Source organism: Rhizobium sp. OAE497 (genome assembly GCF_040546565.1).
GTDB lineage: Bacteria > Pseudomonadota > Alphaproteobacteria > Rhizobiales > Rhizobiaceae > Rhizobium.
In genome coordinates this window covers 3,847,000-3,871,943 of record NZ_JBEPOA010000001.1, presented here as the reverse complement: position 1 = coordinate 3,871,943, position 24,944 = coordinate 3,847,000, and the positions used below count along the sequence as shown (strand labels likewise).

24 protein-coding genes and 1 pseudogene are annotated in these 24,944 nt (G+C 59.6%); 13 read left to right on the top strand and 12 right to left on the bottom strand.

Going from position 1 to position 24,944, the window contains the following annotated elements; genetic code table 11:
• Positions 1 to 78: 78 nt before the first annotated feature.
• The 4 genes from ABIE40_RS19290 to ABIE40_RS19275 are packed head-to-tail and all read right to left on the bottom strand — an operon-like array spanning position 79 to position 2,828.
• Positions 79 to 459, bottom strand: coding sequence for a helix-turn-helix domain-containing protein (locus ABIE40_RS19290; protein WP_199628034.1), 381 nt, complete (start codon positions 457 to 459; stop codon positions 79 to 81).
• Positions 456 to 1,016, bottom strand: coding sequence for a Smr/MutS family protein (locus ABIE40_RS19285; RefSeq protein WP_199628033.1), 561 nt, complete (start codon positions 1,014 to 1,016; stop codon positions 456 to 458). Before ABIE40_RS19285 ends, ABIE40_RS19290 begins: the two co-directional genes overlap by 4 nt.
• Complete coding sequence (gene mltA, locus ABIE40_RS19280) at positions 1,016 to 2,131, bottom strand: murein transglycosylase A (RefSeq protein WP_199628032.1); 1,116 nt, start codon at positions 2,129 to 2,131, stop codon at positions 1,016 to 1,018. Before mltA ends, ABIE40_RS19285 begins: the two co-directional genes overlap by 1 nt.
• Complete coding sequence (locus ABIE40_RS19275; RefSeq protein WP_199628031.1) at positions 2,124 to 2,828, bottom strand: Tim44/TimA family putative adaptor protein; 705 nt, start codon at positions 2,826 to 2,828, stop codon at positions 2,124 to 2,126. Before ABIE40_RS19275 ends, mltA begins: the two co-directional genes overlap by 8 nt.
• Before the next feature lie 103 nt (positions 2,829 to 2,931).
• Between ABIE40_RS19275 and ABIE40_RS19270 the strand changes: the two genes are divergently transcribed.
• Both ABIE40_RS19270 and secB read left to right on the top strand, forming a co-directional pair.
• Complete coding sequence (locus ABIE40_RS19270) at positions 2,932 to 3,444, top strand: FxsA family protein (protein ID WP_199628030.1); 513 nt, start codon at positions 2,932 to 2,934, stop codon at positions 3,442 to 3,444.
• Between the two features lie 84 nt (positions 3,445 to 3,528).
• Positions 3,529 to 4,005 carry a protein-export chaperone SecB gene (gene secB, locus ABIE40_RS19265; protein ID WP_112718039.1) on the top strand — a complete coding sequence of 159 codons (477 nt, stop codon included), beginning with the start codon at positions 3,529 to 3,531 and terminating at the stop codon, positions 4,003 to 4,005.
• Positions 4,006 to 4,054: 49 nt separating this feature from the next.
• Here the strand turns inward: secB and dnaQ are convergent, their stop codons facing one another.
• The 5 genes from dnaQ to ABIE40_RS19240 are packed head-to-tail and all read right to left on the bottom strand — an operon-like array spanning position 4,055 to position 7,676.
• Positions 4,055 to 4,768 (bottom strand): DNA polymerase III subunit epsilon, encoded by a 714-nt coding sequence (dnaQ, locus tag ABIE40_RS19260; protein WP_112718041.1) that lies wholly within the window; start codon positions 4,766 to 4,768, stop codon positions 4,055 to 4,057.
• Complete coding sequence (coaE, locus tag ABIE40_RS19255) at positions 4,761 to 5,372, bottom strand: dephospho-CoA kinase (protein WP_199628029.1); 612 nt, start codon at positions 5,370 to 5,372, stop codon at positions 4,761 to 4,763. The genes dnaQ and coaE overlap by 8 nt, the downstream gene beginning before the upstream one ends.
• Positions 5,372 to 6,229: a shikimate dehydrogenase gene (locus ABIE40_RS19250; RefSeq protein ID WP_199628028.1), complete on the bottom strand. Its 858-nt coding sequence runs from the start codon at positions 6,227 to 6,229 to the stop codon at positions 5,372 to 5,374. The genes coaE and ABIE40_RS19250 overlap by 1 nt, the downstream gene beginning before the upstream one ends.
• Positions 6,222 to 6,821: a Maf-like protein gene (locus ABIE40_RS19245; RefSeq protein WP_199628027.1), complete on the bottom strand. Its 600-nt coding sequence runs from the start codon at positions 6,819 to 6,821 to the stop codon at positions 6,222 to 6,224. Before ABIE40_RS19245 ends, ABIE40_RS19250 begins: the two co-directional genes overlap by 8 nt.
• 33 nt (positions 6,822 to 6,854) lie before the next feature.
• On the bottom strand, positions 6,855 to 7,676 hold the full coding sequence (locus ABIE40_RS19240) for a pyruvate, water dikinase regulatory protein (protein WP_112718049.1): 822 nt from the start codon (positions 7,674 to 7,676) through the stop codon (positions 6,855 to 6,857).
• Between the two features lie 401 nt (positions 7,677 to 8,077).
• On the opposite strand from ABIE40_RS19240, the gene hemE reads away from it, so the two are divergent.
• The 8 genes and pseudogenes from hemE (at position 8,078) to ABIE40_RS19200 (ending at position 16,795) form a co-directional block, all read left to right on the top strand.
• The gene (gene hemE / locus ABIE40_RS19235; protein ID WP_199628026.1) at positions 8,078 to 9,112 is read left to right on the top strand and encodes a uroporphyrinogen decarboxylase; all 1,035 of its coding nucleotides are present in this window, start codon (positions 8,078 to 8,080) and stop codon (positions 9,110 to 9,112) included.
• Positions 9,113 to 9,114: 2 nt separating this feature from the next.
• Positions 9,115 to 9,651: a protoporphyrinogen oxidase HemJ gene (hemJ, locus tag ABIE40_RS19230; protein ID WP_112718053.1), complete on the top strand. Its 537-nt coding sequence runs from the start codon at positions 9,115 to 9,117 to the stop codon at positions 9,649 to 9,651.
• A gap of 197 nt (positions 9,652 to 9,848) precedes the next feature.
• On the top strand, positions 9,849 to 11,114 hold the full coding sequence (gene rho / locus ABIE40_RS19225) for a transcription termination factor Rho (protein ID WP_112718055.1): 1,266 nt from the start codon (positions 9,849 to 9,851) through the stop codon (positions 11,112 to 11,114).
• An 81-nt stretch (positions 11,115 to 11,195) separates the two neighbouring features.
• Positions 11,196 to 12,500 carry a tRNA uridine-5-carboxymethylaminomethyl(34) synthesis GTPase MnmE gene (gene mnmE / locus ABIE40_RS19220; protein ID WP_199628025.1) on the top strand — a complete coding sequence of 435 codons (1,305 nt, stop codon included), beginning with the start codon at positions 11,196 to 11,198 and terminating at the stop codon, positions 12,498 to 12,500.
• A gap of 74 nt (positions 12,501 to 12,574) precedes the next feature.
• Positions 12,575 to 14,435: pseudogene (gene mnmG / locus ABIE40_RS19215) on the top strand (tRNA uridine-5-carboxymethylaminomethyl(34) synthesis enzyme MnmG).
• Between the two features lie 22 nt (positions 14,436 to 14,457).
• On the top strand, positions 14,458 to 15,075 hold the full coding sequence (gene rsmG, locus ABIE40_RS19210) for a 16S rRNA (guanine(527)-N(7))-methyltransferase RsmG (protein WP_112718061.1): 618 nt from the start codon (positions 14,458 to 14,460) through the stop codon (positions 15,073 to 15,075).
• 19 nt (positions 15,076 to 15,094) lie between these two features.
• Positions 15,095 to 15,889 carry a ParA family protein gene (locus ABIE40_RS19205; RefSeq protein ID WP_112718473.1) on the top strand — a complete coding sequence of 265 codons (795 nt, stop codon included), beginning with the start codon at positions 15,095 to 15,097 and terminating at the stop codon, positions 15,887 to 15,889.
• Positions 15,890 to 15,910: 21 nt separating this feature from the next.
• The gene (locus ABIE40_RS19200; RefSeq protein ID WP_199628023.1) at positions 15,911 to 16,795 is read left to right on the top strand and encodes a ParB/RepB/Spo0J family partition protein; all 885 of its coding nucleotides are present in this window, start codon (positions 15,911 to 15,913) and stop codon (positions 16,793 to 16,795) included.
• Here ABIE40_RS19200 and holA read toward each other — a convergent pair whose 3' ends face one another.
• The 3 genes from holA to leuS are packed head-to-tail and all read right to left on the bottom strand — an operon-like array spanning position 16,796 to position 20,985.
• Positions 16,796 to 17,833: a DNA polymerase III subunit delta gene (gene holA / locus ABIE40_RS19195; protein ID WP_199628022.1), complete on the bottom strand. Its 1,038-nt coding sequence runs from the start codon at positions 17,831 to 17,833 to the stop codon at positions 16,796 to 16,798. It lies immediately after the preceding gene.
• 10 nt (positions 17,834 to 17,843) lie between these two features.
• Complete coding sequence (lptE, locus tag ABIE40_RS19190; protein ID WP_130282982.1) at positions 17,844 to 18,365, bottom strand: LPS assembly lipoprotein LptE; 522 nt, start codon at positions 18,363 to 18,365, stop codon at positions 17,844 to 17,846.
• Entirely contained in the window at positions 18,355 to 20,985 is a 2,631-nt protein-coding gene (leuS, locus tag ABIE40_RS19185) for a leucine--tRNA ligase (protein WP_199628021.1), read from the bottom strand. The genes lptE and leuS overlap by 11 nt, the downstream gene beginning before the upstream one ends.
• Positions 20,986 to 21,185: 200 nt before the next feature.
• Between leuS and ABIE40_RS19180 the strand changes: the two genes are divergently transcribed.
• From ABIE40_RS19180 to ABIE40_RS19170, 3 genes are all read left to right on the top strand, one after another.
• The gene (locus tag ABIE40_RS19180) at positions 21,186 to 21,845 is read left to right on the top strand and encodes a YggS family pyridoxal phosphate-dependent enzyme (RefSeq protein ID WP_199628020.1); all 660 of its coding nucleotides are present in this window, start codon (positions 21,186 to 21,188) and stop codon (positions 21,843 to 21,845) included.
• Between the two features lie 81 nt (positions 21,846 to 21,926).
• Positions 21,927 to 23,837, top strand: coding sequence for a propionyl-CoA synthetase (locus tag ABIE40_RS19175; RefSeq protein ID WP_112718073.1), 1,911 nt, complete (start codon positions 21,927 to 21,929; stop codon positions 23,835 to 23,837).
• Positions 23,838 to 24,014: 177 nt separating this feature from the next.
• Complete coding sequence (locus ABIE40_RS19170; RefSeq protein ID WP_112718075.1) at positions 24,015 to 24,923, top strand: flagellin N-terminal helical domain-containing protein; 909 nt, start codon at positions 24,015 to 24,017, stop codon at positions 24,921 to 24,923.
• The last annotated feature ends 21 nt before the right edge of the window (positions 24,924 to 24,944 follow it).

Below are 24,944 nucleotides of genomic sequence, written 5' to 3'. Positions count from 1 at the left end.
GTTTTTCATTCCGGAATATAGGGTTTTTGCACGCCATTCCCAATGCCGGAGCCCTGAAATCAGGCATAAAGCAGGGGATTATGACGCTTTTCCGTCCGCTTTTTTGCCTTTTTCAAGCAGGGCTGTGAGCTCTGCCAAAACAGTCGCGTCAAGGCTGCGGATTTGACCTGCCAGGCGGTTGGCAAAAGCCGTGTATTCGGGTGACAAACCCGAGGTATCGACGACCACGCGCGGGTCTGACGAGCGGGCAAGCAGGAAGAGTTCTTCCGCTTCATCCCAGATGATGTTGAAATATCCGGCGATCCGCTGCAGCAGATCGAAGGTCGGTAGCCCGCGCTTTCCATGCTCGAGCGCCGATAGATAGGCCGGCGAGACATTCAGCGCCGCTGCCATCTGCTTCTGCGAGACACCCTTGCGCACCCGCAATTTGCGCACCGCTTCTCCGAACGGCGTGGTCATGAGCGCTCTCCGCGCCGGGCCAGGCGGATGTAAAGCGCACCTTCGCCGCCATGATGCTGCGCGGCGGTCTCATAGGATGAGATCAGATAGCGGAATTCCGGCTTGGAGAACCAGAACGGCACCGCCCTCTTCAGGGCGCCTTCGCTGCCGAGCGAACTGCCCTTGCCGGTGATGACGAGCACATGGCGCATGCCGCGTTCGTGCGCACGGATCAGGAAGTCGAGAAGGATGACATGCGCCTCGCTCTGGACGAGGCCGTGGAGATCGATGCGCGCTTCGAGCGCGAGGCGTCCCTTGGCGATCTTGCGCTTGACCGGGCGCTCCAGCGGATGATGGACGCCAGAGGTTTTCTTTGCGGCCGGTGCCTGCGGCGCCTGTTCGGCAACCGGCGCGGCTTTGCGCTGCTGCTCGGCCTTTTCAATCTCAGCTTCGGCAGCGGCTAGGAAAGCGTCGAGCTCCGTTAGTTCCTCCGCCTTGCCCGACATCGGCCGGGTGCTCTTGGCCACCCTGCCCCAGAGAATACGTTCGTCGGTGCTGAGCTTGCGATCCTTGGCCATCAGAGAAATCTCTCCGCGGCGTCGTTGGGGATCAGGATGACGAAGTCCGCATCATTGCGCACCGTTCCGGCCTGTTCGCCGGCTTCATCGCCCGAACCGGTGAAGATGTCGCCGCGGGCCGGGCCGACGATTGCCGAGCCGGTGTCGAGCGCCAGCATCAGCCGGGCGAAGGGCTTTCCGTCATCGAGATGGGTGAGGCTTTCCGAGCGGATGAAGAAGGGAAAGCCGAACGTATGGATCAGCCGGTCGACCGCCAGCGAGCGGCCGGCAAGCAGCGGTACTTTTGCGGCCGCGATCGGTCCGGCTTCGATCCCCTCGACCTCGGCTTCACGGAAGAAAATGTAGGAGCGATTATGCCAGAGAACTTCATCCACCTGCTCCGGATGGGCATTGAGCCAGGCGCGGATCGACTGCATGGAAATCCGGCTGCGATCGATTTCGCCGCGCTCAATCAAAAGCTTGCCGACCGCCGAGAATGGATGGCCGGCCTTGGCGGCATAGGTGATGCGGCCGATAGTGCCATCGGGATAGCGCAGGCGCGCAGCGCCCTGGACGTGGACGAAGAAGATATCAATCTTGGATTTGGCCCAAGCGATCTCGAGGCCACGTCCATCGAGAAAACCTTCATCGATCATCTGCCGGTCGGGATAGGCGCTGATATTGCCATCCGTCAGGCGGCCGAAGGCATAATAGGGATCGATATCAGCGGGACGATTGCTGTCGTCGAGATCGATCAGATCCTCCGGGCGGCGATAGAAGGGAAAGCGGTAGACTTCATCCGGCACCGCTGAAACCGCGATCTCGGGCTCATAGAAGGCGGTGACGAAGCCGGGCTTGCCATCGCTTTTGCGGATCAGAAACGGCCGACAGTTTTCTTCGAAGAAACGGCGCGTCGAAGCGGCGTCCGAGATATTGGCCGTTCGTGCCTTATCGAGAAGCGCGGAGAGATCCGCCGCCGTCAGCCCGAGCGATCCCGTGCGGTATGGCTTGACCGCGATATGTTTGCGGCAGGCGTCCATGACTTCAAAAAGGCTGGAAGGATCATCATCCTTCCAGCCCTTCAATTCATCGAAGCTGATGGGGTGCAGCGTAAAATCTGCCTGACCGTCACTCATGTTCCGATTCGGTTGCCACAAGTTTCCAGTTCGGATCGCGCGAACGCGTATCGCGGGCGAAGGTCCAGAGGTCGTTTACCTCGGCAACGTTCTCGGCGTCGCCTTCGATCAGCTTGTCGTCCTTGTCGTAGGTCGCCGAAATCAGCTGGCTGATGATGCGGATCGTGATCTGCGCCTCGCTGCCCTTCACTTCCGCATGGGTGATTTCCGCCTTGTCGATGCCGACAAAGGTGGATTTCACCTTCTCGCCTTTCGTCTCGCGATCGGCGATCGCTGCATCGAAACCATCATAGACTTCGCGCGAAAGCAGGTTCTTCAGCGATTTCCGGTCGCCATCGGCATAGGCCATGACGATCATCTCGTAGGCCATCTTGGCGCCGTTCAGGAATTCCTTCGGCGTGAAGGACGGATCCGCCTTGTTGAGCTCGCGAAGCGATTCGTTGAGCGCAGTTCCGGCCGGAGCGAAGGCGTCGATAGCCGCGAAGCGATCTTCTTCTTCGCCATTGCTGTCGCGGCGCGGCAGCGTCACCACCTTGCCGGCATCTGCCGGTTCGGGGGCGGCCGCATCGCGCGGCGTATAGAGGTCACGTGGCGGCTTCTCGTTTCCGGTGCGGCGGCCAAGGACGCTGCGCAGCTGGAAAAAGATCAGAACTGCCGCTACCAGGAAAAATAACGTGATGAAGTCGTTTGAACTCATATTGTCCCGCGATTGCCGTTAACATCCCAAATTTGTACTCCCATATAGTCCGCATAGACAGATGATTCAAATAGGAGCCCGTCAGGTTGCGGGTGGAGAGACGATGCGATTGACAATGCTTCCCGGTTTCATGCTGCTTTTGCCGCTGGCAGAGATCGCAGGCTTCGTGATCGTCGGCCGCGCGATCGGCGTTCTGGCGACGCTGGGGCTGGTGGTTCTCGGCGTCGTCGTCGGCATGGCGATCCTGCGCCGGCAGGGCTTGGGCATCCTGCAGAAGATGTCGGCAGAGGGGCAGTCCGGCGTGGTTCCCGGCCGTGAACTGTTGAAACCGGCAATGTTTGTGATCGCCGGCCTGCTGTTCATGATCCCCGGTTTCATCTCGGATATCCTGGCGATCCTGATCTGCATTCCCGCCGTTCGCGATCTCGCATGGAAATATGTGAGCCGCAGGTTTGTGGTCGTCGGCGGCCGCAACGGCTTTACCGCATCCGCGGGTCCTAACTTCCGCAATCGCAATCCATCCGCTGGCGGCAAGGTCGTCGACCTCGACGAAGACGATTTCAAGCGCGAGCCGAACCAAAACTCGCCGTGGTCCGGCAAGCGGCTCGGCGACTGAAAGCGACCTTCGCCCAGGGTTGTAAGCGTTTCCTCGAAATGGTAGATGGCGGCACGATCAAAATGCCCTTTCGAGGAAAACCCAATGGCTGATGAAAACAACGGCGCCGGCGCAGTAAGCCCGAGCCTCACCATTCTCGCTCAGTACACGAAGGATCTTTCCTTCGAAAACCCGGGAGCGCCGCGTTCGCTGCAGGCCCGCGAGACCGCGCCGGCGATCAATATCAGCGTCAACGTCAATGCCAACCCGCTGTCCGACACCGACTTCGACGTCGTTCTCTCGCTGAACGCCGAAGCCAAGGATGGCGACAAGACGGTATTCCACACCGAGCTCGTCTATGGCGGCGTTTTCCGCATCGCCGGCTTCCCGCAGGAACACATGCTGCCGGTTCTCTTCATCGAGTGCCCGCGCATGCTCTTCCCGTTCGCCCGCCAGATCATCGCTGACGTGACGCGCAACGGCGGCTTCCCGCCGCTGATGATCGACCCGATCGATTTCGCGCAGATGTTTGCTCAGCGCGTTGCCGAAGAGCAGACCCGCGCCAAGGTTCAGACGAACTGATCACATTTTGCTGATTGAATGAAAATGCCCGGTCAAAAGCCGGGCATTTTTAGTTTGGCCGATCGTATTTCGACCAGATGCCCTTGGTGCCGAGCTTGGCAATCAGCGCATCATGCGCTTCGGCTTCCGCAGTGTTGAGGCGCGGCGCCAGCGGGCGCGGCCTTTCGAGAACGGCCAGGATTACGTCATCTGCTTCGTCTGCATCATTTGCCGAACCGGCCGATGCGGCGACGCCGAGACCGAGCGCCGTCTGGCGCCCACCGATCATCTCGATATAGACCTCGGCCAGCAGTTCGGAGTCGAGAAGCGCGCCGTGCTTGGTGCGGTGCGAGTTGTCGATGCCGTAGCGGCGGCAGAGCGCGTCAAGCGAGTTCGGCCCCATCGGATGCTTGCGTCGGGCAAGCGACAATGTATCGACGACACGCTCCGGCAGGATCGGCGGCATACTGAGGCGGGCGAGCTCGGCATTGATGAAGCCCATGTCGAAGGTCGCGTTATGGGCGATCCACTTGGCGTCACCGAAAAACTCGATGATCTCCTCGACAACGTCGGCGAAGGGTTTCTTGTCCTTCAAGAACTCGTCGGTGATGCCGTGGACGGCGAGTGCATCCGGATGAACCTTCTGGTCGCCGGGATTGATATAGATATGGAGCGTCCGGCCGGTCGGGAAATGATTGTTGAGCTCGATGCCGCCGATTTCGATGATGCGGTCCAGACGGTTGTCGAGGCCGGTGGTTTCCGTATCGAAGATGATCTCACGCATTCCGGAAGTCTCCCTTGCCGATCCTGTCTTTGATATCGGCAATGATCTCGTTCACTCTCGCCTTTGCCGCTTCGATGCCGTGACCGGTATCGATGATATAATCGGCGCGCGCGCGCTTTTCGGCGTCGGGCATCTGCCGCGAGAGAATCATATTGAATTTTTCGTCCGTCATGCCGGGACGCGCAAGCACCCTCGCCTTCTGAATCTGTGGATCGCAGCTGACGACGACGGTTAAATCGACCCGCGTGTTGCCACCAGTCTCGAAGAGTAAAGGGATATCGAGGAGCACCATGCTGACGCCGGCCGCCCGATGTTTTTCCAGGAACATCGTTTCCCGCTGGCGCACGAGCGGATGGACGATGGCCTCAAGCGCCTTGAAACCACCGGGCCGCGCCGACAGCATGCGGGCAAGTTCTACCCGATCGACCGCGCCGTTCTTGGTGCTTCCCGGAAACTCCGCTTCGACAGCAGGCACGGCTTCGCCCATGTAAAGATCATGCACGACAGCATCTGCATCGTTGACCGGAATGCCGGCTTCGGCAAAGAGCTTTGCCGTCGTCGACTTTCCCATGCCGATGGAACCCGTCAGCCCGATCTTCAGCATTAATGCTTTTCCATATCAGCGATGATCAGCGCGCGGAGCGCTTCATCAACAACCGGCGTCTTGCCGAACCATTTGGCAAAACCGGGCACGGCCTGATGCAAGAGCATGCCCAGCCCGTCGACCGTCGCAAAGCCCTGCTCTTCTGCCTGGATCAGCATCGGGGTGAGCAGTGGCACATAGACGATGTCGGTAACGACGGCGCCTGACGCGAGCGGCGAGAAATCCATCTGCGGTGCCGCCTCGCCGTCCATGCCGAGCGACGTCGTATTGATGAAGAGGCCGGCGCCCTTCATGACTTCGCCGAGTGCATCGGTCGGGTGCGCATGGATCGCCGGGCCGAAGCGATCAGCCAGTTCCTGCGCGCGGCTAATGGTGCGGTTGACGACATGGATGTTTTTCAGACCGCGATCGCGGATCGCCTGGATGACCGCGCGGCTGGCGCCGCCGGCGCCGAAGATCACCGCCGTGTCCGTCTGATCCCAACCGGGATGACGCTCGTCGAGATTGGCTGTGAAGCCGCGGCCATCGGTATTGGAGGCGTGCAGCTTGCCCTCCTCCATCCAGAGCGTGTTCGAAGCGCCAAGTTCTTCCGACAGCGCATCCGGCCGGTCCGCCAGCTGAAAGGCGAGTTCCTTGTGCGGGATCGTGACATTGCCGCCGATGAAACCGGAGCTGCCATCCTTGATGCCGGCGATGAAGGCGCCGAACTGTTCCGGTGCGACCTCATGGGCGCGGTAGCTACCAGCCAACCCGAGGCTTCTCAGCCAGTGGCCATGGATCAGCGGCGAGCGCGAGTGCTTGACCGGAAAGCCCGTGACGAACGCGTTTTGACCGAATGTTTCACGTGAATCATCCATTAATGGCACCCAATTCCCTCAGTTTGGCGAGCAGCGGCAACAGCGGAAGGCCGATGATCGTGAAGTAATCGCCGTCGATCTTCTCGAAAAGCTGGATGCCCTCGCCTTCCAGCTGATAGGCGCCGACGCTTGACATCGCCTTGTTTCCGACCCGCTGAAGATGTTGATCAATAAATTCCGCGCCCAACGATCGCATCGTCAGCGACGCATGGGCAACATGATCCCACAGCAACTCGCCATCGCGGCATAAGGCGATCGCGCTGTTCAGCCGATGTGTTTTGCCGCTGAGTTCCGTCAGGTGATTGGCGGCATCCGCCATGTCCTTCGGTTTGTGAAACACTTTCTCGCCCAGCGACAAGGTCTGGTCAGACCCAATGACCAGGGCGCCGGGAAAGCGGCCGCTGACCTCCTTCGCCTTGGCGCGGGCGAGAACGAGCGCCACTTCATCCGGCGAAGCACCGTTTTTCTCCAGCGGCGCTTCGATCGCCCGTTCGTCGATTTCGGCGGCATGCGCCTCGAAGGTCAGGCCAGCATTCTGCATCAGCATGCGGCGGAAGGGGCTGGATGAAGCGAGGATCAGCGTCGGTGTCATCGGGTTCCCTGAGAATTCACAGATCGGATGCGATTAGCGCAGCTTCGGGCGAAGGGCAACGATCGCCGCCGCCGTCTCTTCGATCGAGCGGCGCGTGACATCGATGATCGGCCAGTTGTGCTTGGCGCAAAGCGAGCGGGCATATTTCAGCTCCTCGGAGATGGCGGCCCTGTCGATATACTCGCCCCGATCGAAACCGGGTGTGGCGCCGAGCACTCTATTCTCGCGAACCTGGGAGATGCGATCGGTCGTGGCGATCAAACAGACGATCAGCGGCTTGGTCGCCGAGAAGACGGCTTCCGGCAATGGCACGCCATAGACGATCGGAATGTTTGCGGTCTTGATGCCACGATTGGCGAGATAGATGCTGGTGGGGGTTTTCGACGTGCGGCTGATGCCGACGATAACGACATCGGCGTCATTATAATCGTCCGGCATCTGCCCGTCGTCATGATCCATGGTGAAGTTCAGCGCTTCGATACGCGCGAAATATCCGGCATTCATCACATGCTGCGCGCCGACACGGCGGCGGGACGGCGCGCCAAGATAGATCTGGAACGCGGCCATCACGGGCTCGAGCACATTGACAGAGGCGACACCCATTTCGGCACAACGCTCGTCAATCAGCGTCGCGAGCTCGCGGTCGACAATCGTGTAGAGGACGATGCCCGGTTCATGGTCGATGGCATCGAGAACTGGCAGCAGCTGCTTGCGATTTCGGATGAGCGGATAGACGTGCTCGATCGGCTGGGCTGATTTGAACTGCGCAGAAGCCGCGCGTCCAGCCGAGATGAGAGTCTCTCCTGTTGAGTCAGATATGAGATGCAGATGGAAGAAGTTCGTCCGGTTCTCCACGTTATTTTCCGCCACCTGTTGATAAGACTGGATGACCAAGAGCTAAGGGAGCCGCGGGGTTCGAGGCAAGGGAAAACGTGCCTGCTTATCCACATTCGGAATTTTCCGGACAGCGAAAGGGCGGGCTTGTGGAGGATGTGGATGATGAAGAGAAGCCCGACTCTCGTCCACTGGTTGTCCACAGACGGGCGATAAAGCGGAAGCATTAAAGCGATTGGATTCGTTTCGAGATTCCGTTTGGTCCACAGGTTATAGCCCAAATGGCTGATTTCTTTCCGCGCCGTCCGAGCAAACGCGACAAATCGCATCGTTCGTGGATGGATTTTAATCCTTGATAGACACCGACTCTAAGAAATAGAAACCTTTTAAAATATCTTTGATTTTAGATAGGGAAGAAGCGCTTGAGCGAAACGCGCCGGAAAATCATGAGAGTTCTCGACGGTGAAACTCTCTCCCCTCCTCCGATCTGGCTTATGAGACAGGCAGGACGATATCTGCCGGAGTACAGACAAACGCGCCAGAAGGCCGGAAGTTTCCTCGACCTCTGTTATTCTCCTGACCATGCCGTGGAAGTGACGCTCCAGCCGATCCGCCGTTATGGCTTCGACGCAGCGATCCTGTTCTCGGATATCCTGGTCATTCCCGACGCGATGAAGCGCAATGTCCGTTTCACCGAAGGTCACGGTCCTGAGATGGATCCCATCGATGAAGCCGGAATTGCCAATCTTAATGACGAGGAGATCGTCTCCTATCTCAAGCCGGTGCTGGAGACGGTTTCGAGGCTGCGGGCTGAGCTACCCTCGGAAACGACGCTGCTCGGCTTCTGTGGGGCTCCCTGGACCGTTGCGACCTATATGATCGCTGGGAAGGGTACGCCGGATCAGGCGCCTGCCCGCCTGTTCGCCTACAAGCATCCGAAAGCCTTCGAGCGGCTGTTGATGTTGCTTGCTGATGTTTCGGCCGATTATCTCGTGGCGCAGATCGATGCTGGCGCCGATGCAGTGCAGATTTTCGATTCCTGGGCCGGTGTTCTCGGCGAGAAGGAATTTGCTGCCTATGCCGTGAAGCCCGTCGCGCGCATGATCGCTTCGATCCGTGCACAGCGTCCGCAGGCCAAGATCATCGCTTTCGCCAAGGGCGCCGGCTATCTCCTGAAGGACTACCGACAGAGGACCGGGGCGGACGCGATCGGCCTCGATTGGTCGGTGCCGCTGGAATTTGCGCGTGAGCTGCAGAAGGATGGCGCGGTTCAGGGCAATCTTGATCCGATGCGCGTTGTCGCCGGTGGCCGGGCGCTGGAGGAAGGCATCGACGAAATCCTCGAGAAGCTCGGCAATGGGCCGCTGATTTTCAATCTCGGTCACGGCATCACGCCGCAGGCGGATCCCGAGAATGTGCGGCTGCTGGTCGAGCGGGTGCGCGGATCGCGAGGTTGACCATGGAAAAGCAGACTGGAGCCCGGCCCGGAGCCTATGCACGTCGGCGCGCGCATTTCGCCCTCGCCTTCTTTGCCGTTCTTGCTGTCGGGCTCTTTGCCTGGAACCCGGAGAACCTCTATCTCTGGATCAAGGCGCTGCACATCATTGCGGTTATCTCCTGGATGGCCGGCCTGTTCTACATGCCGCGGCTTTTCATCTATCACACGGATGCAGAACCGGGTTCCGAGCAGTCGGAAACCTTCAAGGTTATGGAGAGCAGGCTTCTGAAGATCATCATGAACCCGGCGATGATGCTGACCTGGATCTTCGGGCTTTATCTCGCCTGGTCGGTCTATGGCTTCCAGGGCGGCTGGCTGCATGCCAAGATAGGGCTTGTCGTGCTGCTGACGGCTGTTCACATGTTCTTCAGCCGGGCCGTTCGCGACTTTGCGGCGGATCGCAACCGGCGCTCGGCGCGCTACTGGCGGTTCATGAATGAAGCCCCGACGCTGCTGATGATCCTGATCGTCATTCTGGTTGTCGTGAAGCCTTTTTGAGGTCTGGCGGAAGCCGAGGTTAAATTTGCTTCATTTTAAGCAGCCCCCTTGCGGCGCCTTATCTTAGTCGCTATTTTCCGCGCATCTCATCTTCGTGGCATGTGTTTTGAGTTCAGTCGTCTGCGAGCCCTTTCGCAACACCGAATACGACCCGACATAGCCTTCCCCCTTTTGAAATACAGAGTAATGGTCACTTCATGGCTGAAATGAAGCTTCAGGAACTTAAGAGTAAATCCCCGACCGATCTTCTGGCGTTTGCCGAATCGCTCGAGGTCGAAAATGCAAGCACAATGCGCAAACAGGAATTGATGTTTGCGATCCTGAAGGTTCTCGCCAGCCAGGACGTCGAGATCATCGGCGAAGGCGTCGTCGAAGTACTGCAGGACGGTTTTGGCTTCCTGCGCTCCGCTAACGCAAACTATCTGCCGGGTCCTGACGATATCTATATCTCCCCATCGCAGATCCGCCGCTTCTCGCTGAAGACAGGTGACACCGTCGAGGGCCCGATCCGCGGACCGAAGGAAGGCGAGCGCTACTTCGCGCTGCTCAAAGTCAACACGATCAATTTCGACGATCCGGAGAAGATCCGTCACAAGGTTCACTTCGATAACCTGACGCCGCTTTATCCAAACGAGCGCTTCCGTATGGAGCTCGATATTCCGACCTCGAAGGATCTGTCTTCGCGCGTCATCGATCTTGTCGCCCCGCTCGGCAAGGGCCAGCGCGGTCTGATCGTTGCTCCGCCGCGTACCGGTAAGACGGTTCTCTTGCAGAACATCGCGCATTCGATCACTGCAAACCATCCGGAATGCTACCTGATCGTTCTCCTGATCGATGAGCGTCCGGAAGAAGTGACGGACATGCAGCGCTCCGTGCGCGGCGAAGTTATCTCGTCCACCTTCGATGAGCCGGCCGTTCGTCACGTCCAGGTCGCCGAGATGGTCATCGAGAAGGCCAAGCGCCTTGTTGAACATGGCCGCGATGTCGTTATCCTGCTCGACTCCATCACCCGCCTCGGCCGCGCCTACAACACGGTTGTTCCGTCTTCCGGTAAGGTTCTGACCGGTGGTGTCGACGCCAATGCCCTGCAGCGCCCGAAGCGCTTCTTCGGTGCCGCCCGTAACATCGAAGAAGGCGGCTCTCTGACGATCATCGCTACGGCGCTGATCGACACCGGCAGCCGCATGGACGAAGTCATCTTCGAGGAGTTCAAGGGCACCGGCAACTCGGAAATTGTCCTCGACCGCAAGGTTGCCGACAAGCGTATCTTCCCGGCGATGGATATCCTCAAGTCCGGTACGCGTAAGGAAGACCTGCTGGTGCCGCGCCAGGATCTCCAGAAGATCTTCGTGCTCCGCCGCATCCTGGCACCGATGGGCACGACGGATGCAATCGAGTTCCTCATCGATAAGCTCAAGCAGACGAAGAACAACCCTGACTTCTTCGACTCGATGAACACCTAATCCGTTAGCCGGATTCATCCATACAAGCCGGTCGCATCTAGCGGCCGGCTTTGTTATTTTGGGAGCCGGAGAGAGCAAGCGATGACGCGACAAACGATCTATGCCCTGTCGAGCGGCGGCCTTCCCTCGGGCGTCGCTGTCGTTCGCATTAGCGGTCCGGCCACGGCGGCAGCACTTCAGCATCTGGTCGGTACCCTCCCATCTCCGAGGCAGGCAAGTCTGCGAACGATTCGAAATCCGAACGGTGACCCGATCGATTCGGGTCTGATCCTATTCTTCCCGAGCCCCGCATCGTTCACCGGTGAAGACTGCGCCGAACTGCAGATTCATGGCGGCCGCGCCGTCGTTCAAAGCCTGCTTCAGTGCCTGAGCGAAATTCCCGGGCTGCGTCTTGCCGTAGAAGGTGAGTTCTCGCGCCGGGCATTCGAGAACGGCAAGCTTGATCTCGTTGAGATCGAAGGCTTGGCGGATTTGATTGCTGCCGAGACCGAGATGCAGCGGCGCCTGGCCGTGGAGCACAGCTCAGGACACCTTTCCAAGCTATACGATTCGTGGGCGGAACGATTGACCCGCTGCCGAGCGCTGATTGAGGCGGAACTGGACTTTGCTGACGAGGACGATGTTCCCGGCTCGGTTTCGGATCAGGTATGGGCAGAGGTCAACCGCCTGCAGTCCGAGATATCTGCGCATCTTGCAAATGCAGATGCCGGCGAGATCATCCGGGATGGCTTCAAGGTCGTCATCGCCGGTGCACCGAATGCCGGCAAGTCCTCGCTGATGAATGCCCTCGCCCAGCGCGACGTGGCGATTGTTACCGACATAGCCGGCACCACTCGTGATGTGCTCCAGGTCGATCTCGATATTGGTGGCTTTCTGGTGAAGCTTTACGATACGGCTGGACTTCGCGAGACAGAGGAACGCGTCGAGCGTGAGGGTATCCGCCGCGCCGAAAACCTTGTTGCCCAGGCGGACTTGGTGCTGTATTTGCATGACCAATCGTCTGGCCTGAGTGCGGAGCATGCTGTTAGCGGCGATGCGCGTGTCAATATCCGGACAAAGGCGGATCTTGCTGTTGCCTCGGATGCGTTTGATCTGTCGATATCGGTGCAGACGGGCGAAGGTCTGGACGAGCTCAGGCTGCTGATCGGCGATCGGATCGCCCGCACGGTGCGGCCCGAGAGCTTGGCTTTGCCGAGCCGGCTGAGACATAAAGATTCGCTTGCGGAATGTTTGCGAGCCATCGGGATTGCCCTGTCCGCTGGCGAGCTTGACCTCAGGGCCGAAGAGCTGCGGGTCGCGGCGAATGCACTTGGCAGGATTACCGGCCGGGTCGATGTAGAAAATCTCCTTGACGTGATCTTCTCCGAGTTCTGCATCGGTAAATGATTCACGTGAAACACTGGATGGCCGCAAGTGCGTGAGTTTCACGTGAAACGCGGCGAGTATCGGATGCTCAGAGCATGAAGTACGATGTCATCATCATTGGCGGTGGCCATGCGGGCACGGAAGCGGCAAGCGCTGCTGCCCGTCTCGGCGCCAAGACCGCGCTCGTAACCCATCGCCGGGATACGATCGGCGTGATGTCTTGCAATCCCGCGATCGGCGGGCTTGGGAAGGGACATCTGGTTCGCGAGGTTGATGCGCTCGATGGCCTTATGGGCCGCGTTGCAGACGCCGGCGGCATTCAGTTCCGGATGCTCAATCGCAAGAAGGGCCCGGCGGTCCGCGGCCCGCGGACGCAGGCGGACCGCAAGCTCTATCGCGAGGCCATGCTGCGCGAGATCGAAGCGATCGAGAACCTTGATATCATTGAGGGTGATGCCTTTGATCTCCGGGTCGAAGATGGCGTTGTTGCCGGTGTCATCATGAAAGGTAGCCGGATTCTGGAGTGCCGCGCTGTTGTCCTGACGACGGGCACATTTCTTCGCGGCCTTATCCATATCGGCGACAAGAAGATCCCAGCTGGACGCGTCGGTGAGGAACCCTCCGTCGGCTTGTCGGGTACGCTGCTGCGGCTCGGCATCAAGCTTGGCCGTCTGAAGACCGGTACGCCGGCACGGCTTGATGGCCGCACGATTGACTGGGCTTCCGTCGGCCGGCAGGCCGCCGATGATGAGCTGATCCCCTTCTCGTTCATGACAGACCGCATTACCAATGCGCAGGTCGAATGCGGCGTGACGCGGACCACCTCTGCGACGCACAAGATCATCGCCGATAATCTCAACCGCTCCGCAATGTATTCCGGCCAGATCGAAGGCGTGGGGCCGCGCTATTGCCCGTCGATCGAGGATAAGATCGTCAAGTTCGGTGAGCGCGACGGCCACCAGATCTTCCTCGAGCCTGAAGGCCTGGACGATCATACGATCTATCCGAACGGCATTTCCACCTCCCTCCCCGCTGAGGTGCAGGAAGAGTTCATCCGGACAATCCCCGGTCTCGAAGCGGTGTCGATCCTGCAGCCGGGCTATGCGATAGAGTACGATCACGTCGATCCGCGCGAGCTCACACCATCGCTGGAGCTCAAGCGTCTATCGGGGCTGTTTCTTGCCGGTCAGATCAATGGCACGACCGGTTATGAGGAAGCGGCGGCACAGGGCCTCGTCGCAGGCCTCAATGCAGCGCGCCTTGCAGGTGGTTCCGATCCTTTCGTCCTTAGCCGGACGAATTCCTATATTGGCGTGATGATTGACGATCTGACATCGCGTGGCGTCGCCGAGCCCTATCGGATGTTCACCTCCCGAGCGGAGTACCGGCTGTCGCTTCGTGCCGACAATGCCGATGTGCGACTTACGCCGATCGGGTTGGAGATTGGCTGCGTGAGCGGCTGGACGCGCACAGCGTTTCGCGGCTTATAATGAGCAACTCGATGCGGCTCGCGCGATGCTTCAATCTCTGGAGACCACGCCGAACGAAGCGCGACGTGCCGGCCTCATGATCAATCTCGATGGGCAGCGCCGAACGGCCTATGAGCTTCTTTCGTACCCGGACTTCAGTCTGGCGGATATCGCGAAGATTTGGCCAGACATTGCCACGCTTGATGCCAGGATCGGTGAGGCGATGGATATCGAGGCATCGTATGCAGTGTATATGAAGCGGCAAGCTGTTGATATTGCTGATATAAAGCGCGATGAAGACCGTCTGATCCCTGCGGATTTCGACTATTCGCAGCTTTCGGGTCTTTCGAATGAGTTGAAACAGAAGCTGCAGCGCGCGGAGCCATACAGCATTGCGCAAGCGGCGAAGATTGACGGTATGACGCCGGCGGCCATATCGCTATTGCTCGTCCATCTGCGGCGCGCTGATATGGCACGCGCCATCTAATACACGCGAAAAGAGTCCTTGAATGAAGCTGAACGGTCAAAGTGTTTCACGTGAAACACAGGCGCGACTCGAGCATTTTCTGCAACTTTTCCAGAAGTGGGCCAAGACCATAAATCTGGTGGCGCCCTCCACACTCTCCGATGCATGGGACCGCCACATCGTCGATAGCGCTCAGATCTACCAGCTGAGCCCCGGCGCGAAGACCTGGGTGGATTTGGGTAGCGGTGGCGGCTTTCCGGGTGTGATTACCGCTATCCTGATGGCTGAACAGGCTAATGGGTGGGTACATCTTGTCGAAAGCAACAACAAGAAGGCCTCGTTTCTGCGGCTTGCGCTACGCGAGACCAATGCGCGCGGTTCTGTCCATGCTGTCAGAATCGAGGATGTCTACAAGGAAGTGCCTGACAGTGATGCCATTTCAGGCCGTGCGCTAGCCGATCTGGACAAACTGTTAGAATTCTCAAAGCCGTGGATGGATCGAAATGAAGAATGCCAGGCTTTCTTCCATAAAGGCAGGGATTACCGATCCGAGATCAAGAAAGCGCATGGCCGCTGGCAATTCGATCTGGTAGAACATACGAGTGTCGTCGAGAGAGATTCCGTTATTCTCGAAATCTCCAAACTCCGGCACTTGGTTTAACGATTTTGGATCATCGATGATGGCTGGCGAGCGAAACCGGATTATCACCATAGCAAATCAGAAGGGCGGCGTCGGCAAAACGACGACGGCCATCAATCTGGCGACTGCGCTTGCCGCGATCGGTGAGCGTGTTCTGATCGTCGATCTTGATCCGCAGGGTAACGCCAGCACAGGACTTGGTATCGATCGCAAGGATCGCCGGGTCTCGTCCTACGACCTGCTGGTCGGCGAAGCGGGTGTTCGGGAAACCGCACAGCAGACTGCCGTGCCTAATCTTTTCATCGTGCCGTCGACCATGGATCTGCTCGGGATCGAGATGGAGATCGCGCAACAGTCCGACCGCGTCTTCAAGCTGAAGAAGGCTCTCGCGAGCGAGGAAGCCTTTGAGTTCTCGTACATCATCCTGGACTGCCCGCCGTCGTTCAACCTGCTGACGATGAACGCGATGGCCGCTGCTCACTCGGTTCTTGTGCCGCTGCAGTGCGAATTCTTCGCGCTTGAAGGTCTCAGCCAGTTGCTCGAAACCGTCGATCAGGTTCGCCGGACGGTCAATCCGAGGTTGGATATCCAGGGTATCGTGCTGACAATGTTTGATGCCCGAAACAATCTGGCGCAGCAGGTGGTCAACGACGTCAGGACGCATCTCGGCGAGAAGGTCTACCATACGTTGATTCCGAGGAATGTTCGCGTTTCTGAAGCGCCCTCCTACGGCAAGCCCGCCATTCTCTACGATCTGAAGTGCGCCGGCAGTCAAGCCTATCTGCAGCTGGCGTCGGAAGTGATCCAGCGCGAACGCCAGCGCCTCGCAGCTTGAATTGTAAAGTGAGTTGAGACCATGAACGACGATGTTTCGAAGAGGCGCCTTGGGCGCGGACTTGCTGCGCTGATCGGCGAGATGGATCAGCCGGTTCCAGTCGAGGGCGAGAAGCCAAGCGTGAGCGCCGATCGCCAGGTGCCGATCGAATTCGTGAGCCGCAATCCGCGCAACCCGCGCCGCTTCTTCGATGACACCGAGCTGCATGACCTCGCGAGCTCGATCCGCCAGCATGGCATCGTTCAGCCGATCGTCGTTCGCACGATCGGCGAAGGCCGCTTTGAGATCATCGCTGGTGAAAGGCGCTGGCGTGCCGCTCAGCTTGCCGGCCTGATCGAGATCCCGGTTCTGGTTCGTGATGTCGACGACAAGACGGCGCTGGAGATTGCCATTGTCGAGAACGTCCAGCGTTCCGATCTCAATCCTCTGGAAGAGGCGTTGGGCTATGAGCAGCTGATCGCCGAGTATGGCTATACGCAGAACGATCTCGGCGAAATCATTGGTAAGAGCCGCAGCCATGTTGCGAATTCGCTTCGCCTGTTGAAGCTTCCCGATCAGGTTCGCGATCTCCTTGCTGCTGGCAGCCTTTCGGCAGGCCATGCGCGTGCCCTGGTGTCGACTTCCGATCCGGCGATGCTGGCGAAGACGATTGTCGCCAAGGGTATGTCGGTGCGCGATGCCGAGCGCCTGGCGCAGAACGATATCAAGGCGCAGTCGGAGCCCAAAAGTTCCGGCCCACGACTGGATCAGAAAGATTCGGATACGCTGGCGCTAGAACGCACGCTGTCAGACACGCTTGGCCTTGACGTGACGATCAATCACAAAGCCAATGGCGGGCAGATCAAGATCGCCTATAAGTCATTGGAACAATTGGAAGAAATCTGCCGGCTTCTGGAACGCCGCTGATCAGCCCTTGCGGCCGGATTGCAGCGTCGTCGATAGCAGGGTCTGGAGGGCGATGCTGTCTTCCAGGCTCTGACGCTTGCGCGTCTGCAGGATGGCTGCGTGAAGACGGTTCGTTTCGCGGGCGATCGCTTCTGCTGACCACGTTCTCAATGCCTGCTCGATGATCGGCTTGCGCCTGAAATGCAGGTGGCGGCCGAGGGTCTGTATCACTTGCCCGGCCTGCAGCCGCTTCTCATCCATTTCCGCACGCATCGTATCCAGAAGCTGGAACTGCTTCAGGCATGCCTGGATGACGAGGAAGATTGCCGTCTTCGAGGCGGTGATCTTCTGCATGGCATGCAGAAATGTCGTCGTGTTGCCGCTCAGGATCGCGTCAACGGCATCATCGACCGAGATGGCGCTCGCGTCACCGATGATTTCATCGACGTGGTGCTCTTCGATCGTATCCATTCCGCGGCAATAAAGGGCGAGCTTGCGCACCTCGTTGCGTGACGCGATACGGTCGCCGCCGATCAGTTCGACCAGTGCCTGGCGTGCTGCGGGGGTGATGCGCAATCCTTCCGCAGCCAGTTCGTTGTCAATCAGCGCGTTCAGGGCGCGCGCGTCGTCAGCATAGCATGGGATAACCGCGACCGTACGGGCGCCTTCCACCACCTTGCGCAGAAGCGAACCCTTCTTGAGGTCACCGGCTTCGACGATAACCGATGTTCCCTCCGGGGGCTTGGCAGCGAGCAATTGAAGGGCATCGGCCAGATATTTTTCGTTGGCGGCGCCTCTGATCCAGATCAGTTTCTCGCCGCCGAACAAGCCGATCGAGCCTGCCTCGTCCATCAGCCGGCCGGGATCTTTCTGGAGGTCGCCGATATCGAGCTTGATCAGCGAAAAGGGATCGTCGAGCGCGACGCTGCTTTTGGCGGCGATCTGTGAGGCGCGCTCGGAAACCAGGCCCCGGTCGGGACCATAGATCACAAAGAGGCTGTAAGCCGCGGCGGAGCGCTGAAGGAAGCCTTCGAACTCATGCGACTTGATCTCCGCCACAGCCCTGCCCTCAGCGGCCGAGGGCGGCGGCGATATCGAGGCCTACGAATTCTGCAGCTTCGCGTGCGGCGCGGTTTTCCGCGTCGCGAACAGCACGCTGCTTAGCGAATTCCTGGCCGGGATAATCCAGCAGGGCAGTCGCATAGCGATTGCCCGCCTTGATGACCTGGCTGTCCTTGGTAGAGCGCAGCGTATAGTCGACGCTGACCGTGACGCGGCCGGCGCGGGCAGTGTCCGATGACTGCACGAGCAGTGTGTCGGTAACGCTCGAGCGGACGTGGATCTCGGCTTCATATTCCGGGTTTTCCGCCTCGCCGGCTCCGCGGCCGGCGATGAAGATCAGCCGGTTGCGGACTTCCTGCTCGACGCGTGAGGTCGCCTCGGAGAAGCCGACCGACGAGAGCTTTGCGGTGACCCCGGAGGATTCCGAGTAGAGCGGACGGACCTGGCAGGAGCTCAGCAGTGCCGCGGAAGCGATGATGATGCCGAGAGCGGCGCGGCGGCCGAGCTTCGAAGCGAAATCAGACGACAATGTTCACAATCCTTTGCGGAACCACGATAATCTTCTTCGGCGCTTGGCCATTCAGGGCGGCGGTGACCGCCTCCAGAGCTAGCACTGCTTCGGTCACGGCATTCTGATCCGCGTCGCGAGAAATTGTCAATTCAGCGCGCTTCTTGCCGTTGATCTGGACCGGCATAACGACATCATTCTCGGTTGTCAGCGCCTCGTCATAGGCCGGCCATGCAGCTTGCGCCAGCAGGCCGGTATTGCCGAGTGCTGCCCAGCATTCTTCAGCCAGGTGCGGGGTCATCGGGGCCACTAGCTGGACGAGGATCTGCGATGCTTCGCGAACGGCAGAACGGTAGGCCGCGTCGCCTTCGCCGGCCGCAACCTTTGTCAGCGGCGACGCGAGCGCATTGACGAGCTCATAGATGCGCGCCACGGCCTTATTGAACCAGAGCTTGTCATAATCGTTCTGGACGGCCTTCAGCGTCTTGTGAGCGGCTTGGGAGATTGCCAACGCCTCGCCATCCTTAGCCGGATTCGCAGGCACCGCTGCCAGCGCTTCCGATGCTTCGGAAATCAGGCGGTACAGACGCTGGGTGAAGCGGTGGGCGCCTTCGACGCCTGCTTCGGACCAGATGACGTCGCGCTCCGGCGGAGAATCCGACAGCACGAAGAAGCGGGCCGTGTCGGCGCCGTAGGATGCGATGATATCGTCGGGATCGACGACGTTCTTCTTCGACTTCGACATCTTTTCGATTGAGCCGATCGATACTTCATCGCCACCCTCCAGCAGGAAGGCACGGCGCTTGCCGTCGACTTCCTCGATCCGGATATCCGCAGGCGCTACCCAATCGCCGTGCGAACCGGTGCCGCGGCGGTAGGTTTCGTGCACCACCATGCCTTGGGTGAAGAGGCCCTTGAAGGGTTCCTTCACGTCGACATGACCGGTCTCGCGCATGGCGCGGGTGAAGAAACGCGAGTAGAGCAGGTGCAGGATCGCGTGCTCGATGCCGCCGATATACTGATCGACGGGGAGCCAGCGATTGGCGGCCTTCGGATCGGTCGGCTGCTTTTCCCACGGCGCGGTGAAGCGGGTGAAATACCAGCTCGAATCGACGAAGGTGTCCATCGTGTCCGTCTCGCGGCGCGCGTCCTTGCCGCAATGCGGGCAGGCAACGTGGCGCCAGGTCGGATGACGGTCGAGCGGATTGCCCGGCTGGTCGAAGGTGACGTCGGATGGCAGCTGAACCGGCAGGTCCTTCTTCGGAACCGGCACGACGCCGCAATCATCACAATGGATGACCGGGATGGGGCAGCCCCAGTAACGCTGGCGCGAAATGCCCCAGTCGCGCAGGCGGAAGTTCACCTTGCGCTCACCTTGGGCCGCGCCGCCGATCTCGGTCGAAGACAGCTTGTCGGCAACGATCTCGAATGCCTCGCTCGTCGTCTTGCCGTCGAGGAAACGCGAGTTGATCATGACGCCATCGCCGTCATAGGCGGTGTCGCCGACAGCGAAGCTTGCTGCGTCGCCATCCTTCGGCATGACGACCGGCACGACAGGAAGATCGTACTTGCGGGCGAAATCGAGGTCGCGCTGGTCGCCGGACGGGCAGCCGAAGATGGCGCCCGTGCCGTAGTCCATCAGCACGAAATTCGCGACGTAGACAGGCAGCTCCCAGGACGGATCCAGCGGATGCTTGACACGGATGCCGGTGTCGATGCCCTTCTTTTCGGCGGTTTCGAGCGCAGCCAGCGAGGTGCCGGCGCGGCGGCATTCTTCACAGAAGGCGTCGATCGCGGCGTTCTTGGCGGCGGCTTCCTTGGCCAGCGGATGGTCGGCGGCGATCGCCAGGAAGGATGCGCCGAACAGCGTGTCGGGACGCGTCGTGTAGACGGTCACCTCGGTCTCGCCGGCAGGCGCAGTCTCAGCGACGATTTCCCAACGGATCGTCAGGCCTTCCGACCGGCCGATCCAGTTCTTCTGCATGAGGCGGACCTTTTCCGGCCACTGGTCGAGCGTATCCAGTGCATCCAGCAGATCCTGGCTGAAATCGGTGATCTTGAAGAACCACTGCGTCAGTTCGCGCTGCTCGACCAGAGCGCCCGAGCGCCAGCCGCGGCCGTCGATGACCTGTTCATTGGCCAGAACGGTATTGTCGACCGGGTCCCAGTTGACCTTCGACTGCTTGCGGTAGACCAGGCCCTTCTCCAGGAAATCCAGGAACAGGTGCTGCTGGTGCTGGTAATATTCGACGTCGCAGGTCGCGAACTCGCGGCTCCAGTCGAGCGACAGGCCCATGGCCTTCAGCTGCGACTTCATCGAGCCGATATTCTGATAGGTCCAGGACGCCGGGTGAACGCCACGTTCCATCGCCGCGTTTTCCGCCGGCATGCCGAATGCGTCCCAGCCCATCGGGTGGAGAACGTTGTAGCCGCGGGCGCGCTTGTAGCGGGCGACGACGTCGCCCATCGCATAGTTGCGGACATGGCCCATGTGAATGCGGCCCGACGGATACGGGAACATTTCAAGGACGTAGTATTTCTCGCGCGGATCGGCATTGTCGGTCTCGAAGACCTTTGCCTCGTTCCATTTCTGCTGCCAGCGGGGCTCGGCGTCGCGCGGATTATAACGTTCGGTAGCCATGGTATTCGAATTTCCGGAAAATCAGGGGAAGTTGGTGGTGACCTTCACCACGAAACCACCGTAGCGTCAAGTTTTGCGGGTGCTGCAAATGCCCGATCCGGCGCAGGAAAGGCCGTTTTCGGGCCGGTGGGTCTTGGCAAGCACGCATGCCGCGTTTAGTGCTCTGCCGTCATCACCTAGCATCATGTCGGGGGTAAGCGATGGAACTTCAAGAGCGGCTGAACGAGGTGCGTTCGCGCATTGCCGAAGCAGAGGCCGGGATCAAGCGTCCGGCGGGCTCGGTGCAGCTTGTCGCGGTGTCCAAGACCTTCGATGCCGATGCCATCCGCCCGGCGATTGCCGCCGGTCAGCGGGTCTTCGGCGAGAACCGCGTGCAGGAAAGCCAGGGCAAATGGCCCGAGCTGAAAAGCGAGACGGCGGACCTCGAGCTCCATCTCATTGGTCCGCTGCAGTCGAACAAGGCGGAAGATGCCGTTGCCCTCTTTGATGTCATCGAGACTGTCGACCGGGAGAAGATTGCCCGGGCGCTCGCCGATGAGATGAAGCGCCAGGGCAAAACGGTTCGTCTCTATGTTCAGGTCAATACCGGACTGGAGCCGCAGAAGGCGGGTATCGCGCCAGGCGATACCGCGGCTTTCGTCGATCTCTGCCGCAACGAGCTTGGGCTGGCGATCGAAGGGCTGATGTGCATTCCGCCGGCGGAGGAAAATCCTGGGCCGCATTTCGCCCTGCTTGCCAAGCTTGCAAAGGCTTGCGGGCTGACAAAGCTGTCGATGGGCATGTCGGGAGACTATGAAACGGCAATTGCTTTCGGTGCCACCAGCGTGCGCGTCGGCTCGGCAATCTTCGGCGCCCGATAAGCTCGTCTTTCGTCGGGCTTCCTGTCCGCACCTCCCTCCCCTAGATTGGCTCTATAGCTTGCATGTCCTGGGGAGGAGCAGATGCGGAGCCACTATCACAGCGTCTATGACGGCTGGAAAGCCGACCCCGAGGGTTTCTGGAAGAAAGCCGCGGAGGCGATCGACTGGTTCAGGGAGCCGGAGCAGATATTTTCTGCCGGTGATGGTGTCTATGGCCGCTGGTTCAAGGGCGGCGAGACCAATACCTGCTTCAATTGCCTCGATCGTCATGTTGCCGCCGGACGGGGTGGCGAGAGTGCTATCATCTTCGACAGCGCCATGAATGGCGCCAAGCGGCGCTTCACCTATGGAGAGGTGCTCGATGAGGTGAAGGCGATTGCGGCGGCGCTGAGCGCACTCGGCATCGGCAAAGGCGACCGCGTGATCCTCTATATGCCGATGGTGCCAGAGGCGATCTTCTCGATGCTGGCCTGCGCCCGGCTTGGGGCCGTGCATTCCGTCGTCTTCGGCGGTTTTGCCGCCAGCGAGCTCGCATCGCGTATCGATGATTCGGGTGCCAAGCTGGTCATCACGGCGAGCTGCGGTCTGGAGCCCGGCCGTGTCGTTGCATATAAGCCGCTTGTCGATCAGGCCATTGCGACTGCAAAGATCAAACCTGCCCATTGCCTCGTGCTGCAGCGGCAGGAGCTTACAGCTGATCTGACAGAGGGGCGCGACCTCGATTTCGCCGAGACGGTGGATCGCTATCGCGGTGCGGATATCGGCTGTACGCCGGTGCCTGCGACCGATCCGCTCTACATCCTCTACACATCGGGAACGACCGGCCAGCCGAAAGGCGTGGTGCGCGACAATGGCGGCCATATGGTTGCGTTGCATTGGTCGATGGCGAATATCTATGGGCTGAAGCCCGGCGAGGTCTTCTGGACGGCATCCGATATCGGCTGGGTGGTCGGCCATTCCTATATCGTCTATGCGCCGCTGCTGGCTGGGGTCACGACGTTGATCTATGAGGGCAAGCCGGTGGGCACGCCGGATGCCGGGGCATTCTGGCGGGTCGTGTCGGACTACGATGTGCGGGTGCTTTTCACGGCGCCGACGGCATTCCGGGCCATCCGCCGAGAGGACCCCGATGGCGAGCTTGCGGCACGCTATAAGAAAGCGAAGTTCCGGGCTCTGTTTCTTGCCGGTGAGCGCGCCGATCCGGAAACACTGAAATGGGCGGAGCAGACGCTTGGCGTGCCCGTCATCGATCACTGGTGGCAGACAGAGACCGGCTGGCCGATCGCTGCCAATCCGATCGGGCTCGGCGAGTTGCCGGTCAAGCACGGATCGCCTGCGGTGCCGATGCCCGGCTACGATATCCAGGTGCTCGACGATGCCGGTCATCCGGTAGCCGCGGGCACGCTCGGCAATATCGTTGCCAAGCTACCGCTGCCGCCCGGATGCCTGCCGACGCTGTGGAATGCCGATGCCCGGTTTCGTTCGGCCTATCTCGATGAGTTTCCGGGTTACTATAAGACGGCCGACGCCGGCTATATCGATGAGGATGGTTATCTCTTCATCATGTCGCGCACCGACGACATCATCAATTGCGCCGGGCACCGTCTTTCGACGGGTGCGATGGAAGAAATCTGCGCCAAGCACCCCGACATTGCCGAATGCGCCGTGGTCGGAATCGCTGATTCGCTGAAGGGTCAGGTTCCCTGCGGACTGCTCGTGCTGAAGAAGGGCGTGCGGCGCGAATCACCGGAGATCGAATCAGAAGTCGTTAAAATGATTCGTGAAGAAATTGGTCCGGTTGCGGCCTTCAAAACTGCCATCACCGTCGAAAGGTTACCAAAAACGCGCTCCGGCAAGATCCTGAGGGGCACGATTCAGAAGATTGCGGACGGTCTTCCCTGGAAAATGCCTGCGACAATTGATGACCCGGTAACACTTGAAGAAGTCGCAGAAGCCTTGCGCCACAGGGGTTTTGGCTCCCGACCCATATAGGATATTTGCTATTTGGTAAGAATCGTTGACGAGATGTGACCATCGTTGACGACTTGTTAACCATGTTCTCATTAGCTTTCCCTCAACGGACACCTGAGCTCAGGTGAAGCATGAAGCACCGCCACCGCCGGCCTCTGCCGGTATGCTCCTTCATCCTCACGAGAAGTGGAAAAAGCGATGTCAAGCATCCTGACTAACACGGCTGCGATGTCAGCTCTTCAGACCCTGCGCAGCGTCAACCAGAGCCTGCAGACGACGCAGGCACACGTTTCTTCCGGCCTCCGCGTTGCCAAGGCCGCCGACAATGCCGCCTACTGGTCGATCGCGACGACGATGAAATCCGACAACAAGGCGCTGTCGGCCGTCTCCGACGCGCTGGGTCTCGGCGCCGCCAAGGTCGATACCGCCTATTCGGCCATGGATAACGCCATCGACGTCGTTACCGAAATCAAGGCGAAGATCGTTGCCGCAACTGAAAAGGGCGTCGACAAGTCAAAGATCCAGGAAGAAATCACTCAGCTGCAGGCGCAGTTGAAGAGCATTTCGGAATCGGCCTCCTTCTCCGGTGAAAACTGGGTTGCGGGCAACGGCACGAAGAGCGTCGTCTCGACCTTTGTTCGCGATGGCTCGAATGGCATCTCGGTCAAGATGACCGACTACATTCTCGACAGCGGCTCGACGGGCAACGTCCTGTTCGGCACGACGACCGGCGGTGTTATCGACACGTCGACGGGCATTCTCGGCACGTCCAACGGCTCGGTCGGTTCGGTTTACTCGATGAACATCAGCAACCTGTCTTCCGACGATATCGCCTCGGCGCTGAACAATGTCGAGAACGCACTCAAGGCGATGACGAGCGCTGGTTCGCAGCTCGGCTCGATCTCGACGCGCATCCAGCTGCAGGAGAATTTCGTCTCTACACTCAGCGACTCGATCGACTCCGGTGTCGGGCGATTGGTGGACGCGGATATGGAAGAGGAATCGTCGAAACTGACGGCACTGCAGACGCAGCAGCAGCTTGCGATCCAGTCGCTGTCGATCGCCAACTCCGCTTCGCAGAACATCCTGTCGCTGTTCCGCAGCTAAGCGGCAGCAAGCGGTCAATAA

Coding starts and splice junctions, on each gene's coding strand:
- ABIE40_RS19290 (WP_199628034.1), bottom strand. CDS start 459: ATGACCACGCCGTTCGGAGAAGCGGTGCGCAAATTGCGGGTGCGCAAG.
- ABIE40_RS19285 (WP_199628033.1), bottom strand. CDS start 1,016: ATGGCCAAGGATCGCAAGCTCAGCACCGACGAACGTATTCTCTGGGGC.
- mltA (WP_199628032.1), bottom strand. CDS start 2,131: ATGAGTGACGGTCAGGCAGATTTTACGCTGCACCCCATCAGCTTCGAT.
- ABIE40_RS19275 (WP_199628031.1), bottom strand. CDS start 2,828: ATGAGTTCAAACGACTTCATCACGTTATTTTTCCTGGTAGCGGCAGTT.
- ABIE40_RS19270 (WP_199628030.1), top strand. CDS start 2,932: ATGCGATTGACAATGCTTCCCGGTTTCATGCTGCTTTTGCCGCTGGCA.
- secB (WP_112718039.1), top strand. CDS start 3,529: ATGGCTGATGAAAACAACGGCGCCGGCGCAGTAAGCCCGAGCCTCACC.
- dnaQ (WP_112718041.1), bottom strand. CDS start 4,768: ATGCGTGAGATCATCTTCGATACGGAAACCACCGGCCTCGACAACCGT.
- coaE (WP_199628029.1), bottom strand. CDS start 5,372: ATGCTGAAGATCGGGCTGACGGGTTCCATCGGCATGGGAAAGTCGACG.
- ABIE40_RS19250 (WP_199628028.1), bottom strand. CDS start 6,229: ATGGATGATTCACGTGAAACATTCGGTCAAAACGCGTTCGTCACGGGC.
- ABIE40_RS19245 (WP_199628027.1), bottom strand. CDS start 6,821: ATGACACCGACGCTGATCCTCGCTTCATCCAGCCCCTTCCGCCGCATG.
- hemJ (WP_112718053.1), top strand. CDS start 9,115: ATGGAAAAGCAGACTGGAGCCCGGCCCGGAGCCTATGCACGTCGGCGC.
- rho (WP_112718055.1), top strand. CDS start 9,849: ATGGCTGAAATGAAGCTTCAGGAACTTAAGAGTAAATCCCCGACCGAT.
- mnmE (WP_199628025.1), top strand. CDS start 11,196: ATGACGCGACAAACGATCTATGCCCTGTCGAGCGGCGGCCTTCCCTCG.
- rsmG (WP_112718061.1), top strand. CDS start 14,458: ATGAAGCTGAACGGTCAAAGTGTTTCACGTGAAACACAGGCGCGACTC.
- ABIE40_RS19205 (WP_112718473.1), top strand. CDS start 15,095: ATGGCTGGCGAGCGAAACCGGATTATCACCATAGCAAATCAGAAGGGC.
- ABIE40_RS19200 (WP_199628023.1), top strand. CDS start 15,911: ATGAACGACGATGTTTCGAAGAGGCGCCTTGGGCGCGGACTTGCTGCG.
- leuS (WP_199628021.1), bottom strand. CDS start 20,985: ATGGCTACCGAACGTTATAATCCGCGCGACGCCGAGCCCCGCTGGCAG.
- ABIE40_RS19180 (WP_199628020.1), top strand. CDS start 21,186: ATGGAACTTCAAGAGCGGCTGAACGAGGTGCGTTCGCGCATTGCCGAA.
- ABIE40_RS19175 (WP_112718073.1), top strand. CDS start 21,927: ATGCGGAGCCACTATCACAGCGTCTATGACGGCTGGAAAGCCGACCCC.
- ABIE40_RS19170 (WP_112718075.1), top strand. CDS start 24,015: ATGTCAAGCATCCTGACTAACACGGCTGCGATGTCAGCTCTTCAGACC.